This is a genomic window from Bradyrhizobium sp. NBAIM18, assembly GCF_020193825.1.
Classification (GTDB): domain Bacteria; phylum Pseudomonadota; class Alphaproteobacteria; order Rhizobiales; family Xanthobacteraceae; genus Bradyrhizobium; species Bradyrhizobium yuanmingense.
Genome location: NZ_JADYVO010000005.1, coordinates 366,965 through 381,132, shown reverse-complemented (window position 1 = coordinate 381,132; position 14,168 = coordinate 366,965). Strand labels below are relative to the sequence as shown.

The 14,168-nt window shown below is 60.8% G+C and carries 13 protein-coding genes; 6 read left to right on the top strand and 7 right to left on the bottom strand.

Annotation, left to right across the window (positions count from 1 at the left end; all coding sequences use genetic code 11):
* Positions 1 to 72: 72 nt before the first annotated feature.
* Both I6F17_RS14860 and I6F17_RS14855 read left to right on the top strand, forming a co-directional pair.
* Positions 73 to 906 carry a polysaccharide pyruvyl transferase family protein gene (locus I6F17_RS14860; RefSeq protein ID WP_157286757.1) on the top strand — a complete coding sequence of 278 codons (834 nt, stop codon included), beginning with the start codon at positions 73 to 75 and terminating at the stop codon, positions 904 to 906.
* 1 nt (position 907) lies between these two features.
* Positions 908 to 2,023: a glycosyltransferase gene (locus I6F17_RS14855; protein ID WP_225130655.1), complete on the top strand. Its 1,116-nt coding sequence runs from the start codon at positions 908 to 910 to the stop codon at positions 2,021 to 2,023.
* A gap of 17 nt (positions 2,024 to 2,040) precedes the next feature.
* On the opposite strand, the gene I6F17_RS14850 is transcribed toward I6F17_RS14855, so the two are convergent.
* From I6F17_RS14850 to I6F17_RS14835, 4 genes are read right to left on the bottom strand one after another with little or no spacing between them, the layout of a single operon-like run.
* The gene (locus I6F17_RS14850) at positions 2,041 to 3,132 is read right to left on the bottom strand and encodes an acyltransferase (protein ID WP_225130659.1); all 1,092 of its coding nucleotides are present in this window, start codon (positions 3,130 to 3,132) and stop codon (positions 2,041 to 2,043) included.
* On the bottom strand, positions 3,129 to 4,238 hold the full coding sequence (locus I6F17_RS14845) for an acyltransferase (protein WP_225130654.1): 1,110 nt from the start codon (positions 4,236 to 4,238) through the stop codon (positions 3,129 to 3,131). The genes I6F17_RS14850 and I6F17_RS14845 overlap by 4 nt, the downstream gene beginning before the upstream one ends.
* A gap of 9 nt (positions 4,239 to 4,247) precedes the next feature.
* The gene (locus I6F17_RS14840; RefSeq protein ID WP_225130652.1) at positions 4,248 to 5,585 is read right to left on the bottom strand and encodes a hypothetical protein; all 1,338 of its coding nucleotides are present in this window, start codon (positions 5,583 to 5,585) and stop codon (positions 4,248 to 4,250) included.
* 7 nt (positions 5,586 to 5,592) lie between these two features.
* Entirely contained in the window at positions 5,593 to 6,804 is a 1,212-nt protein-coding gene (locus tag I6F17_RS14835; protein WP_225130650.1) for an acyltransferase, read from the bottom strand.
* Positions 6,805 to 7,287: 483 nt separating this feature from the next.
* Between I6F17_RS14835 and I6F17_RS14830 the strand changes: the two genes are divergently transcribed.
* From I6F17_RS14830 to I6F17_RS14820, 3 genes are all read left to right on the top strand, one after another.
* Entirely contained in the window at positions 7,288 to 7,962 is a 675-nt protein-coding gene (locus I6F17_RS14830) for a hypothetical protein (RefSeq protein ID WP_225130648.1), read from the top strand.
* 31 nt (positions 7,963 to 7,993) lie between these two features.
* Positions 7,994 to 10,225: a Wzz/FepE/Etk N-terminal domain-containing protein gene (locus I6F17_RS14825; RefSeq protein ID WP_225130646.1), complete on the top strand. Its 2,232-nt coding sequence runs from the start codon at positions 7,994 to 7,996 to the stop codon at positions 10,223 to 10,225.
* Positions 10,226 to 10,598: 373 nt separating this feature from the next.
* Positions 10,599 to 10,886, top strand: a complete 288-nt coding sequence (locus tag I6F17_RS14820) for a hypothetical protein (RefSeq protein WP_036035387.1) — start codon at positions 10,599 to 10,601, stop codon at positions 10,884 to 10,886.
* 133 nt (positions 10,887 to 11,019) lie between these two features.
* On the opposite strand, the gene I6F17_RS14815 is transcribed toward I6F17_RS14820, so the two are convergent.
* Entirely contained in the window at positions 11,020 to 12,450 is a 1,431-nt protein-coding gene (locus I6F17_RS14815; RefSeq protein WP_225130644.1) for an undecaprenyl-phosphate glucose phosphotransferase, read from the bottom strand.
* Between the two features lie 383 nt (positions 12,451 to 12,833).
* Complete coding sequence (locus tag I6F17_RS14810; protein WP_225130642.1) at positions 12,834 to 13,058, bottom strand: hypothetical protein; 225 nt, start codon at positions 13,056 to 13,058, stop codon at positions 12,834 to 12,836.
* Between I6F17_RS14810 and I6F17_RS14805 the strand changes: the two genes are divergently transcribed.
* Positions 13,057 to 13,794: a metallophosphoesterase gene (locus I6F17_RS14805; RefSeq protein WP_225130640.1), complete on the top strand. Its 738-nt coding sequence runs from the start codon at positions 13,057 to 13,059 to the stop codon at positions 13,792 to 13,794. The genes I6F17_RS14810 and I6F17_RS14805 overlap by 2 nt on opposite strands.
* A 66-nt stretch (positions 13,795 to 13,860) precedes the next feature.
* Here the strand turns inward: I6F17_RS14805 and I6F17_RS14800 are convergent, their stop codons facing one another.
* The gene (locus tag I6F17_RS14800; protein WP_225130639.1) at positions 13,861 to 14,139 is read right to left on the bottom strand and encodes a hypothetical protein; all 279 of its coding nucleotides are present in this window, start codon (positions 14,137 to 14,139) and stop codon (positions 13,861 to 13,863) included.
* Between the last annotated feature and the right edge of the window lie 29 nt (positions 14,140 to 14,168).

Sequence of the window (14,168 nt, the reverse complement as noted above, 5' to 3'; positions counted from 1 at the left end):
GGCTGCTATGGTCCAATAGTCGCCTTGTTTACGAGGACACTACGGCAAGAAAGCAGCTACATCCGAGGCAGCATGAATTTTCGAGGCAATCTACGACGGCTGATCAACGAGGTCGGCTGCGACTTTATTCATCAACTGCCCTATCCGCACGTGGACTTGTTCTTCTGGCGTCCCGACGATGGAACGATCAATTTCGGTGATCATCTTTCGATCGTTGTCGTTGACCATCTCTTGCGGCAATTCGGCTATACGCTCGCCGATGAGGTGCCGCGGCAAGCGCGCTTGTTCGCGATCGGCTCCGTGCTCCACTACGCGCGAAATGGCGATGTGATCTGGGGAAGCGGCGTAAACGGACGCCCCGGCCAAGGTGACCTCAACCATCGCGTGCAGAATTTGGACGTGCGAGCGGTGCGCGGCCCCCGTACCCGGGAAGTTCTGCAGCGCCGGGGCATCGCGGTTCCCGAAGTGTTCGGAGATCCGGCGTTGCTGCTTCCTCAGCTGTTTCCAAATCGTTTTCGCCCTACTGCCAAGAAGCCGTGGGTGTTTGTTCCGAATTTGCACGATTTGAGTCTCGTCGACCCTGCCGCCGATACAGTGGTCTCACCGCTGGGATCCTGGAACCGGCGAATTGACGCAATTCTCGAAGCTGAACTGGTTCTGGCCAGCTCGCTTCACGGCATCATCGTCGCCGAGGCATTCGGGATACCGGCTAGATACGTACGGCTGAGCAGCGGAGAGGCCGAGTTCAAGTATCATGACTATTATGAGGGCACCGGCCGGTTCGCCGTCGAGTTTGCAACAAGTATTGACGAAGGTCGCGAGATGGGGGGAGCTGCGCGCCTCAACTTTGATCATCGTGCCTTGATGAGTGCATTCCCAATCGACCTCTGGAGCGGAAAGAACTAGCATGGCCAAGCGCCTCCGCGTGGCCATCTACGCGCCGCATTTTGCGGAATATTCCTACCGCCTCGCATCGGGACTGGCGCATCATTGCGACGTTCGGCTTGTGCTCAACCGCAAAGACGCGAACCAGCAATGGGAGCTTGCCGATATCGCTGTGACGGCGCCGTTCGAGACACGGATTCGCGACCTCAGTCTGCGGCGCGGCGGCGCAATCGGCATCCCTGCCTCGTTCATCGACATAATTTCCTTCCGCCCGGACGTGATCCATTGTCACGAAGTTCCCGAGATCTACACGTCCAAGCTGATTCAGCTCCTGCGTCCGCTCGGCGTTCCCTTGGTACTGACCGTTCACGATGCGATCCCGCACTCGGAGGGCGGCTCCGGCACCTCGCCCCGTGAAGATGCCTGGCGCGGACGCATGCGTGCGGCCGCCTCGATCGTCACGACGCACGGCGAGAGCTGCATTGCAGATTTTCATCGCGCCTCGCCCGACTTCAAGGGCGAGACGGTTTCCAGCATGCACGGCGTGCTGATGGTTCCGCCGGACAAAAGCTCGTTCACCGAGCCCGAACCCGGACGCATCCTGTTTTTTGGACGGATGTGGGCTTACAAGGGCCTCGACGTCTTCATCGACGCGATCGATATGTTGGCCCAGCGCGGCGTCACGCATGAAGCGATCGTCGCCGGGCGCGGCCCCGAGATGACACGGCTCGGCGCCCGGATGGAGGCAATGCCGACGGTCAAGACCATCAATGCCTACATTTCGCCTGCGGATACCGGACGTCTATTTCAATCTGCTACGGTGGTCGCCTTGCCCTACAAGGATGCATCACAAAGCGGGGTGCTCGCATCCGCCTATGGGAATGCGCGTCCCGTCGTCGCCAGCGCCACCGGTGGCATTCCCGACGTCGTGACGGACGGCGTCAATGGTCTCCTGGTCCCTCCCGGCGATGCCACTGCGCTCGCCGATGCACTCGAGCGCGTGCTGACGTCGAATTCACTCGCCGCAACGTTGGCTGATGGCGCGCGGCAGACCGCGGCCGGCCCTCTGAACTGGGACCACATTGCCGAACGGTTGCTTGGATCCTATCACAGGCTCGCCGGTCGTAGCGTGCAGTGAGCGCGACACGCGCTTTCTCAAGCCGATTGCCCCACTTTCAGCGGTCGAAAGAACGTGCTGCGGAACGCGCCGTCCAGCAAGCGCCTCAGCCGGACCTCGATCAGTTCATAGCTGATCGCACTTGCAGCCAGTGACATCACCAGCCCGAGTCCGATGAAAGCCGCCCATAGCAACCAGCGGTCGACGCCGGCGGCAACCAGCTTCAGGCCAACCACTTGCAAGGGGAAGAGCACGAAGGGGTGCACGAGATAGAGGCTGTAGCTGATCTTGCCGATATATTGGAGCGCCGGCGTGCTCAGGGCCTTCCCGAGGCCTGATTCCGGGGCGAGCACCATGGCGAACAGCAGAAATCCGGGAATGAGGCCCACGAACGGATGAAACAGCACCAGGCTCGCATACAGCGCGGCCCCGCAGACGAGCCCTGCGACCAGACCGAGCCGTCCGGGAATGGAAATGCGAAATCCCGTCGCGCTGAACAGCATCCCGATGCAGAAGAACGCGGTGATCGGCCAGCGCATCAGGCAGGCCACGCCCAGCAGGATCAGAGGCGCAGCCAGCAGCCTGCCGCCGGCGCGCCACATCGAGAATGTCAGCGCAAACCAGATGTAGAACGCCCACTCATAGGTCAACGTCCACGCATTCTGCTGGGCAATGGGCAGGCCGAGCGCGTCCTGCACGAAGAACAGGTTGGCCGCAAAGATCCCGAGATAGCTGGTGAAATCGATGCCGCGGAAGAATTTGTAGGCTACGATCGGCCCGATCGCGAACAGCGCAAGATGCAGCACGACGAACACCGGCATGATGCGCAGGACGCGGTCGAAGAAGAACCGCGACAGCGAACCGTGGCGTATCAGACTGGCCGGGATCAGGAAGCCGCTGATCATGAAGAACAGCTCGACACCGTGCCCGCCGACATTGATCACCGACTGCAGCCAGGGCCAGAGCGGCGGCAGAAAACCGGGATTCGGGATGTCATACATGCCTGCCTTCGGCATGTCGTAGAAATGATCCATCAGCACGCTCAGCGCCGCGATGGCACGAAGGCCCTGGACCGAAGGAAGGAACGATCCATCATAGGCGGCGCCCGGCTGGTGAGGTGCCTTGATCACTCTGCGGCACCCTGGGTGCTGAGCACTGGCTCGAGGACGACAGGCTGCTTTCTTCGCGCGGAGCGGAATCTTTGCCCGAAGGAAATGCTGGGCTTCTCGATGAACGTGTATGTCATCCAACTGACGAGGATCGACAATGCCAGAATTACGACCAGGAAGATCGACCATCCGAGGGGTCCGTCGCCGAACCATACCAGGCGATGGACGTAGACGATCGCGAACGGCGACATCAGGTAGACCGAATAGCTGATCACGCCGACGAATGCCATCGGACGCCAGGCCATCCGTTCGCCGAACACGGCAAAGCCGATGAAGACAAGCGCCGCGCAGATATAGGCCGATCCGATCGAATAACTGTAGAAGAAATTCTCGTGATACACGCCGCCGAACCGGCGGTCGGACAGGGTGGCGGCGAAGACCGCATACAGAAGCGTGCAGACGGTCACATGCGTCCACCGCAGCTTGCCGCCAATGACGGTGTCGCGGATGATCTTGCCCAGGAACATCGCCGAGAGGTTCAAGCCGACCTCCATCACCGAGGAGACTGCCCTGCTCTCAACGAAAAGTGCAGCTGTGGTTCCCACCAGCGCGGCGGCAACGACGATGGTCACCGCTGTGAAGCGCCGGTTGAGCAGCCCCATCGCAAAGAGAATGGTGCATCCGACGTAGAACAGGAGTTCGATCGCCAGCGTCCAGTAGAACACCCAGAGATTCGGGACGTTCACGAAAGTCTGCAACATCGTCACGTTAGCGGCGATCTGCCCCAGCGGAAAACTCTTCGAATCCAGCAGCTGCACCGACACGAGCCCGACAACGATCGAAGTCCAATAAGCCGGATAGAGCCGGAAGAAGCGGCTGATCGTAAAATCGCGCACAGGCGTGGCGCTGTCCGGGAAGCTGAACGGAATGACGAAGCCGCTCACGAAGAAGAACAACACGACCCCGAACCGGCCAAAGTTCATGTAGTAGCCGAATATGTCGTGGAGGGGCCCGTAATAGACACCCGTCGGGTGCTTCTCCAGGATGACCTCGAATACGTGCTGGACCAGGACGGCCAGCACGGCAATGCCGCGCAGTGTGTCGATGAATGCGAGCCGTTTATGCATTGTTGGTTCTCACCTGCTTCCGCTCGCCGCCGGCACATCCGGGCGGAAGCCTTCTAATGACGGCATCGGTGGCCGTACGATGATTGGTACGGCGTCGCCCGCCCGCGCGGTGGTCGCGTGCCGCGAGAACACCTCGCTGAAGCTCAACGCGATGATCAGCAGGCCGGACGCCGGGCCGTAATTCAGAACGGTGATCGTGAACAAGTTGACGACGAAGATCAGCGTCAGCTTGTAGACGTCGGTCGTGCCGAACGTCGCCCGGAATACCATCACCATGAATGCGACGAACGGGAGGCCGAACATCAGATACGTGCCGATGTAGAAATTGTCGACGGGAACCCAGAAGGGGGCGAGCGGCGAGAACAGCTTCTGCGGGTAGTTGAAGCAGCCCACGCCGCAGCCGGTCACGAGACCAACGGGCATGAGCTGGCTCAGGTAGACGAACGGCAGTTGCCAGCTGTTGTTGATGCGGTCGACGATGCTGAACAGGGTCGTGTGCGGCACCGCGGCGGTACCCGAAGCAAGCACGATCATGAAGAACGGCACCAGGATCGCGGCAAACGACCACAGTGCAATGTTCCGTATCGCGGAGAAGCGCGACTTCTCCGGCAGCATCCGCACGAACACCAGCAGAATCAAGTAGAGCACGAGGACGATCATGGTCGTCTTGCTGGTCGTCAGACGGATGATGTAGACCGCAAGAGAGCCGTACAGAAGGCACCAAATCGTGCTCTTACGGATCGACGTAATTGCGAAGGACACGAGTATGAAGAAGGCCGCCATGGTACTTTCGGCAGCAAAGCCCGTGAGACGCTGATCGTCACCGCCATAGGCCCACCATAAGCGACCCGCCTCACGAACGGCGCCGAAGGACTCATATTTGTATCCGACCCAGGGCATGAAGTAGAATTTCGTCAGCAGCACGCCGATCAGCGAGAGGTAGAACGTCGCGGCGATGACCGACAGCAACTTCTTGTAGGAGCCCAGACTGGTGTCGCAGAAACAAAATCCGACGAACACCGGGAGCATCATCTTAAACGACGACATCGCCGCGTTGACCGTCCCCAGCATGAAGTAGCCGAGCACCAGCGACAGCATGATCTGCACGAGGACAACTGCAGCCATGATACTGCGATTGCGCAAGATGCAATGCACGATGAACTGGACCAGGCACAGAAGCGCAATGCCATCCGGCACGAACCAAAGCGCGTCCAAATGCATGATGCTGGTGTAGTACCGCATCATACCGCCGAAGGCATCCCGGACCAGATAGGCTGCGAGCGCGATCGCCTCGATATTGAGGCTGATCAGCATCATCCTGCGGGGTTGCAGCGCGAAGGTGCTCATGCGCGGCTCAGTTGCTCAGCCGCGCCGATCGGGCGGGGGATGGCGCAAAATCCGGGGGGCTTCCGAATGCATTTCGCAGGAGCCTGCCGCCGGGAATTTCGACATAGAGATAGGTGAGGTGCGAAACCGCGAGCACGGCGGCCAGTGAAACGACGAGATTCAGCGTCGCCGGCAGGCCTGCCCAGATCGAATCCAGGGCGGCGATTCGCCCCGCCCCCACGCCCCGCACGAAGTATTCAGCCAGCAGCACCACGAGCGCGTGCACCATATAGATCGAGTACGAACGACGCCCCAACCAGATCAGCGGCTTGGCCACCAGGATCCGCGGCACCAGCAGCGCATCCGGAAAGGCCAGCAGGCTGCCGAGGAAGATCGCGAACATCACTGGCGCGAGGAAGGTCGCGGCAGGATTGGCCTCCGCCAGGGACACCAGGACGATGCTCGCGATCATGGCGACGAATTGCAATGCGCCCTGCGCGGCAGGCCCCGGCTTGGCCGGCAGGCGATCGACGATCCTCACCATCAAGACGCCCAGGAAAAAGCCGACGAAGCAGCGTAGCAAGCCGAAATCCGTCTGAAGCTCGATGCTCTTCTTTTCGAGCACGAAGATGATGAAGACGAGACTTCCGATCGCGAGCAGCCCGGAGAGGACATAGGACCACGCCAGCGAGCGCATGCGCAGCGCAATGAGAACGAGTAGACCAAACACCAGGTAGGTGTAGAACTCAACGCTGATGCTCCAGCTCGGCGCATTCCAGCTGAGATAGTCGATGAACCCCATCGAGTGGAGAAGCAGGACGTTGAGGCCGAAGGAATAGGCATTGTTCACTTCGAACGCCGCAGGCGCGGCGACGACCACCCCCGCCATGACCAGGCCGATGCGCAGCAGGCGAAAGACGAGGTTTGCCAGCAGCATGACGATATGCAGCGGGTAGACTCGCGCCAGGCGCCGTACCATAAATTCGCGCAGCGAGAAGCGCGTGAAGTCGTTCTCGACATAGCTGAGCGCCATGACCATTCCGCTGAGAACGAAGAACAGATCGACCAGCAGCCATGCACTCCTGAAGAAGGAGCAGTTGATCCAGGCGTTGTGCGGGAATGCCGCGAGAAAGGTTGGCATCAGCAGCAGATGGTGGATCACCACGGAAGTCGCGGCGATCCCCCGGATGCTGTCGAGCGGCAGGACGTGCGCCTTCTCACGATGAACCAACTCCGTCACATCAATATTCCGTAGCCGTTGCACCGCAGCAGTGTGTATCAGGTCTCAACGCGTGATCAATCTCTGCAATCACGGAGCCGCATTCGATGCATGACGACCGACAATAATTTCAAAGCTTGCAGATCATTCGGACATGCGAGCGCCAAGTTCATGCCACTTTTCATCCGACGTGCGCCTGCTTCGGCGCGCAAGCCAATCGGCATGGGATGATTGCGAGTATTTGCGCGCAAAGTGTGCGCGAAATTCGGCACTGTTGCGATCGAGGCCCTTGCAGCACATCGATTGCTGCGTGCCAATGTCGCACGAAAAATTCTTTGGCCAATGGGAACAATAAAGGCGCCCGTGACTTGTGTCGGCTTTGCGACGAGCGGCTGCGCGAGTGCCCGATATGTTTTCAGGTTGCAACATTCATGGGCGTGATTTGCCGATCTCGCAGGCATTGTAGAACTTGTTTTTGCAACCGGCGAACAAGCGGGCTCGCGTTTGTTTTGTCGCCAGCTTTGCACCAGCTTTTGCGTCGCACAAAAAGATGACACAGTTACCTGTCAAGTTTCGCCTGTTCTCCTATTGCAACAGAAGCAAGGAACACGGATGGGCCGCGGACTAACACGTCGTCATGCGCAGCCGCGATGGCTAGCGATTGTCTTGATTGGTTCTGCGCTGATCGTGTCGGGCGCCGGTGCTTGCCGCGCGCAGTGCGTCGAATTCTCGGACCGCGCCTCGCAACTCGAACTCGACACCTTCGTGAAGTCGCCGTCCTCGCTCCTCGAGCGGTTGCGCAATGACAAGGAGAAGTTGCGGTATTGGCTCGCGCGCTATGTCGCGACGAATCCGTCGGTGCTGCCGTCCGTCCAGACGCTCATCTCGGCGTCGGCTTCAGCCGATCGCTCGTCCATCGGCGCTGCGCTGCGCCTTGCCGAAGCACGTTGCACGTCGACCAAGCCGGACGCCGCGCGCAAGATCAGGGATTTCGTGCAGCGGATCGGCGATCTCAACGTGCAGGCCGGTTATTCCGGCGCCGGAGAGGACAGCTCCGGCGTCCAGGCCCAATCGCAAATCAAGACCTCGCCGCAGCCGGGCCGCGGCGGAGCACTGCTCGAAGGCGAGTGGAGAACCAAGCTGGCCAATCCATTCAAGCCCGTCCCCCTTCCGAATTGATCCATGATCGTCAAAGGCAGCGAATTAGCACATGTACCAGCCTAGGGAACATTTCCAGTCGGGGCACCGATTCGGCATCGAATTCGGCGGGGCGGTCCTCAGCTTCGAGCGGGTGGCCGACGTCCTTCGCCGCCAATGGCCGATCATCGCGGTCTGTACGGGAGCTTCGCTGGCCCTGGTGATCGTCTACCTGGCCATGGCGCAGCCCATGTATACGGCAAACGCCCGCATCATGATGGATACGCGGCAGACGCAAGTTCTGGACAAGGACAGCAACGCCAGCAGCGCCCTGATCGACACGGGCTACGTCGACAGCCAGGTGGAGATCATCAACTCGGACGACCTCATTCTGTCCGTCGTCCGCCGCCTGAAGCTGACAGAAGACCCGGAGTTCAACGGCTCCAAGCCCGGCCTGCTCTCTATCACAATCGGCAAGCTGACATCGCTATTCGGCTCCGGCGAACCAGCAAGCCAGGAGCGAATCGAACATGCGGTCGTCCAGCAGATTCAGAAGAATCTGCGTACGGAGCGCGTGCTGACGACATATGTGCTGTCGCTGAGCTATAAAGCGCGGAGCCCCGACAAAGCCGCCAAGATCGCCAACGCGATCGCCAATGCCTATCTCGTCGGCGCCCTGGAGGCCAAATATCAGTCCACCAAGCGGGCCACCGAATGGCTGCAGCAGCGCAGCCTCGAGCTGAGCGAGCAGGCATCGGCCAGCGATCGCGCCGTCCAAACCTTCAAGGCCGAGAACAACATCGTCGGAACCAGCCGCGGCCTGATGTCCGAGCAGCAATTGTCGGACCTCAACACGCAGCTAGTTCAGGCGCGGGCTGCGACCGCCGAAGCCAAGGCCCGGCTTGACCGGATCGACACGATCTCCGATCAGGATGTTGCGCAATCTACCGTGACGGACGCCCTCAACAACTCGGTGATCACCCGTCTGCGCGCTCAATATCTCGACCTACAGGCCCAATATTCCGACTGGTCCAGGCGCTACGGCAAGACCCACCTTGCGGCGGTCAATCTGGCCAACAAGATGGACGAGCTGCGCAAGAACATCGCCGACGAGGTGCGTCGGATCGCAGACGCCTATCGCAGCGACTACGAGATCGCGAAGAGCCGGGAGGCCTCGCTCGAGAAGAACGTAAAGGACCTCGTCGCCCAGGCCGGCAACAAGGGCCAGGCCGAGGTCAAGCTGCGCGATCTCGAAAGTGCCGCCGACACCTACCGCAATCTCTACAACAACTTCCTGGAAAAGCTGCAGAGCGCGACGCAGAACCAGAGCTTTCCCCTCAGCGAGGCCCGCCTCATCAGCACCGCCACCAAGCCGGACCGCAAGAGCTCGCCGCGAACGGTCCTCGCCCTCGTGGGCGGCCTGGTCGGCGGCCTCTGCCTCGGCTTCGGCGCGGCATTTGCGCGTGAACTGCTGAGCGACGTGCTGCGGACCCCCGGCGAAGTCGAGGATGAGCTCGGCGTGAAATGCCTCGGCGTGCTGCCGGACATACGTCCGCCGACGACGGCCGGCGCGTTGCTCTCGACGTCAGCGAAGACCGGCCCTCCCGATCTCTCCCGCTACGTCGTCGATCATCCGTTCTCACGCTTTGCCGAGACCTTGCGCAACATCAAGGTTTCGATCGACGTCGCGCGTCTGACCCGCGAGATCAAGGTGATCGGCATCGTCTCCTCGCTTCCAAAGGAGGGCAAGACGACGGTGGCCGCCAATTTCGCGCAGCTGATCGCCCTCACCGGGCATCGCACGGTTCTGATCGACGGCGATCTGCACACGCGCTCGCTGACGCGGGAGCTCGCGCCCAACGCCAAGACCGGCCTCGTGGAGGCTCTCAACGATCCCGCGAACCTCGGCTACCACGTGCAGCGAAGCAAGGAGACGGGACTGGATTTCCTGCCCTCCGTAGTGGCCTCGCGCATGGTCAATTCGGCCGACGTCATCGGATCCAAGGCAATGGCCGAGCTGCTCAAGGTGCTGAAGGAGCACTACGAGTACATCGTGATCGATCTCGCCCCGGTGATGCCGGTGGCCGATTCCAAGGCCGTCAGCTTCCTGATCGACGCCATGGTCTACGTGATCGAATGGGGCCAGACCACGCGAACCGCTCTGCAGGAGTCGGTTTCAGGTTCGGAAGTCCTCCAGAAGAAGCTGATCGGCGCCGTGCTCAACCGCGCGAACCCGAAGATGCTCAAGCGCATCGAGGCCTACAAGGGCAAGCACCACAACAGCTATTACGTCGAGCACGCCTAGGCGGAGGCGAGGCGCCGCTCCCACTGAACAACTGGAATGAGCTCGGGCCCGTTGCCGATTGGCAGCGGGCCTTATTCGTGCTTGGCGGTCGCTTGAAGGGCATCCCGTGCCCTCGCGCACGCGGCAAGCGCTCAGGACCTGCTCGCGGGCTCCGTATTCGTCCGGAATCCACAACTTGCAGTTATTGCTCTAGCCAAAAGCAAGGATTGACGGATACGGTGGTCGCCGGGAAAGTTGTGCCGGTGCCCAGCTGTCAATAAGACGATCCGAGCCTTGAGGCCTGAAAATGCCGAAACTTTAGGCATCTTTCTTTCTCGGTTCCCCGGGGCTAATCTCGGCTCATTACTCGCAGTTTTTTTTCCGGTAGGCTCGGATGCTGATCGTCCTGACGATTTTGACTATTTGGGTCCTGCTCAACATTCTGTTCGTGTTGATCGTGGTCCCTCCACGCAAGCCGCTCCGCCACCCCATGGCGACGACGCTCTCACCCGCGCCCATCGACCCGAGCCGGCGCCAGATCGAGCAGGACGAGCCTTTCTCGATCCGCCATGTCATCGTCTCCGTCGCAATGGGAGCCTTCTTCGTGCTCGTGCCGCCGCTGCTCGCGCTGCGCAATGCGATCATGCGGCTCTTCCGCAGGCCGCCGCGCAATGGAACCTGAGCCCCGGGACGGAGGTTTCCGGCGATTGAGAGATCGAGCGGCTAAAGCGCGATGCGATTAGGATGAAACGCCATCGCGCCCTTAGGAGCATGATCTTTTCGGAGAACCGCTACGCACTTTTCCGGATCATGCTCTAATAGGCCTCCTGGAACATCACGGCGGACGCGGTGCGGGCCATGATCTTCAGGTCGAGCCAGATGCTCCAATTGCTGACGTACCAGACGTCGTACTCGACCCGCTTTTCCATCAGATCGATCGTTGGCGTTTCGCCCCTGAATCCGTTCACCTGAGCCCAGCCCGTCAGGCCCGGCTTCATGTGATGGCGGTAGACATACTTGCTGATGAGCTCGTCGTAGTAATTGTCATGGGCGAGCGCGTGCGGACGCGGTCCCACCAGCGACATGTCCCCCCGTAGCACGTTCCAGAGCTGCGGCAGCTCGTCGATGCTGGTCATGCGCAGGAAGCGCCCGATCTTGGTAACCCGAGCATCCCCCTTGGTCGCCTGGGTCACCGTCTCGCCATTCTCGGCAACCGTCATGGTGCGGAACTTCCAGATCTCGAACGGCTTGCCGTTGAAGCCGCGGCGCGACTGCCGGAATATGACGCTTCCCGGCGAATCCAGCTTGATCAGCACGGCTACGGTCAGCAGCAGCGGCGTCAGCAGCACGAGCGCGAACAGAGCGACGCCGACGTCGAGACAGCGCTTCTGCAGCCGCTCGAGAATGGTGAGCGGCGGCCGCTGGATCTCGACCGCGACGGTTCCGCTGACCGGCAGGAACGGACGGGTCACGAGGTCGGCAACAGAATCGTCCGGCAGCAGGCGAATGGGCTGCGGAACGGCGCGCAAATATGGCCCGAGCTTGCGCAGCATCGGCAATTCGTTCCAGTCGATCGCGAGCAGATATTCATCGACGTCGGCCGCGCGCGACTGACGGATGACGTCGCGAATCTGCCGCTCCCATTGGCCGTCATCCCGGTCCTCTCCGAGCACGAAATGGCGCATGACGTCGAAGCCGTTCCTGCGCAAATCCTTGAAGCGGCTCGAGGTGAAGTCGAGCGGCTTCAGGCTGAGCAGGATCACCTTGCGGTCGACCAGGCGGCTTCTCGCAAAGCTCGTGCCGAACACGGCCTGCCAGACGAAGCGCAGGCTGATCAGACCGAGCCCGCCGATCACGGCGAAGACGATGACGGTGCCGCGCGACAGATTGTCCGTCGATTTCAGCAGGAAGGCCGCAACGGCGAGGATCGTGAGCGACGTCAACCAGATAAACGCCGCCATTCGAAGCTGCCAAACCAGATTGAGCAGGCGGTGCGTGGAATAAACGTCCCGGAAATAGGCGATCCCGACGAACACCACACCGACGAACAATCCAGCTCCCACCGATGCACCCTCGGGCGGCGATGCGACCGCCACGCCGTACAGCGAAGCCCCCGCCGCGTAACTCAGCAGGATCAACAGAAAATCAGCAGCGATGACGACGACCTGAAAGGGCCTCTGAAGCGCACTGCCGCGCGCAGATGACAGCGCATGAGCGCTTTCAGAACCGTAAGTTGCAACAGCCATTCGAACCTCTGCGTATCGAGAGAGTGCCTGACGCTCATCGTGATGCTGAAGACTCGTCAATTCCCCGCACGGAAAGTGTTGGTCGATCGCAGCGACATTGTGGCGCTGCACGCGAAACTTTTGCGGCGCACGGACGATGTGTCGCGTTGAGATGCGCGGCGAAATTCGGTGCGCTGAAAATGTCGTCACAGTGCTGACATACGAGCGAGCGAACTGCCCTATTTTGAATCAAGTTCCGCATCCAATGCGACGCCATCGTTGCACGAGCCGCTGTTCGCTCAAGTTTGAGGCGCTGCTTGCTGCCGACGAACGCAAACATCGGATCACTTGCGAGAGTTTCCAAGGATTTCTATCTGCGGGTGTACGCGAGAATCTGCAACGAGTCATGCAGACTTGCTGCACGCTTCGAGCCAGCGATGCAATTCCTGCGGACCCCTCTCGTTCCTGAAGTCCATGAAACAAAAAATGCCGTGCCCTTCTTTTGGCGTGATCGGCACCGACAACGAGCTGCGGCCCCACGGAACTCGCGTTGTTCGCGTTGGATGGACGCTCTCCGGTGCCGGTGACTTGGGGATATTTTTTCCGACCACCCGATCGATGAGCGCCATGAAATCTTTCGCGCGATCCTACCCGTCGCTTCCCAAACCGCAATTGCCGGACGGCGTCCGCATTTACGCGATCTCTGATATTCACGGCTGCGCGCATCTGCTCGAGCCCATGCTGCGGGTGATCGACGCCGACGTTGCGCGCAGCCGGCCGCGCTATGCCGTCGAAGTCTTCATGGGCGATTACATCGATCGCGGCCCGGATACGCGGTCAACCCTCGACATCCTGGTCGAGCGGAGCCGCCGGGGGAATGCGGTCTTCCTCAAGGGCAACCACGAGGCCTTTCTGGTGAGGGTGTTCGAAGATCCTTCCCTGTTCGAGGACTGGATTGCCTTCGGCGGGACCCAGACATTGATGTCCTACGGGCTTGCTCCGCCCGATCTCAGGCGCGACGAGCCGGCATCGATCCTGCGTGACTTGATTCGCGCCATGCCGACCGAGCATCTGGAATTCCTGGACAATCTGCGGCTGAGCTTCAGTTGCGGAGACTTCTTCTTCGTCCACGCCGGCGTTCGCCCGGGCGTGCCGCTCGCCGAGCAGACCGAGCGCGATCTGCTCTGGATTCGCGAGGAATTCCTGCAGAGCGAGGAGCAGTTCGGCAAATATATCGTCCACGGCCATACGCCGGTCCGCAGCGCCGAACTACTGGCCAACCGCGCCAATATCGACACCGGCGCCTATGCGACCGGCAACCTCACCCTGATGAGCATCCAGGGAAGCCGCATGCTCGCGGTGTGATGAGCTTCAGCCTCCTGCCACCGATGCGCGAGACCGTCTCAGGGAGGGAATGGACGTTCGCGATTTCTAGTTGAGCAACGGCGGCTGCGCCGGCCGCGCACGCGTCTGGGCCATCCAGTCGCTCCAGGCTCGCTCGTGCTTGACGTAGAGCTCCACCCAACGTTCGTCATGCCTGGCCTCTCGGACGCGCGCCGCCTCCCCGAGCAGCTCGGCGCCGGGACGGGTGTCCGGCTTGTCCAGCGCTTCGAACTCGATCGTTTCCGAGATCGTCAGACCGACAAGCACGCGCTGTCCGGCGCCGTCCACGATGTAGCGTCGCGGCGCATCCTTCTTGGGCTCACTCATGTCGTCATGTCCCATCGAGTTCAGTGTGA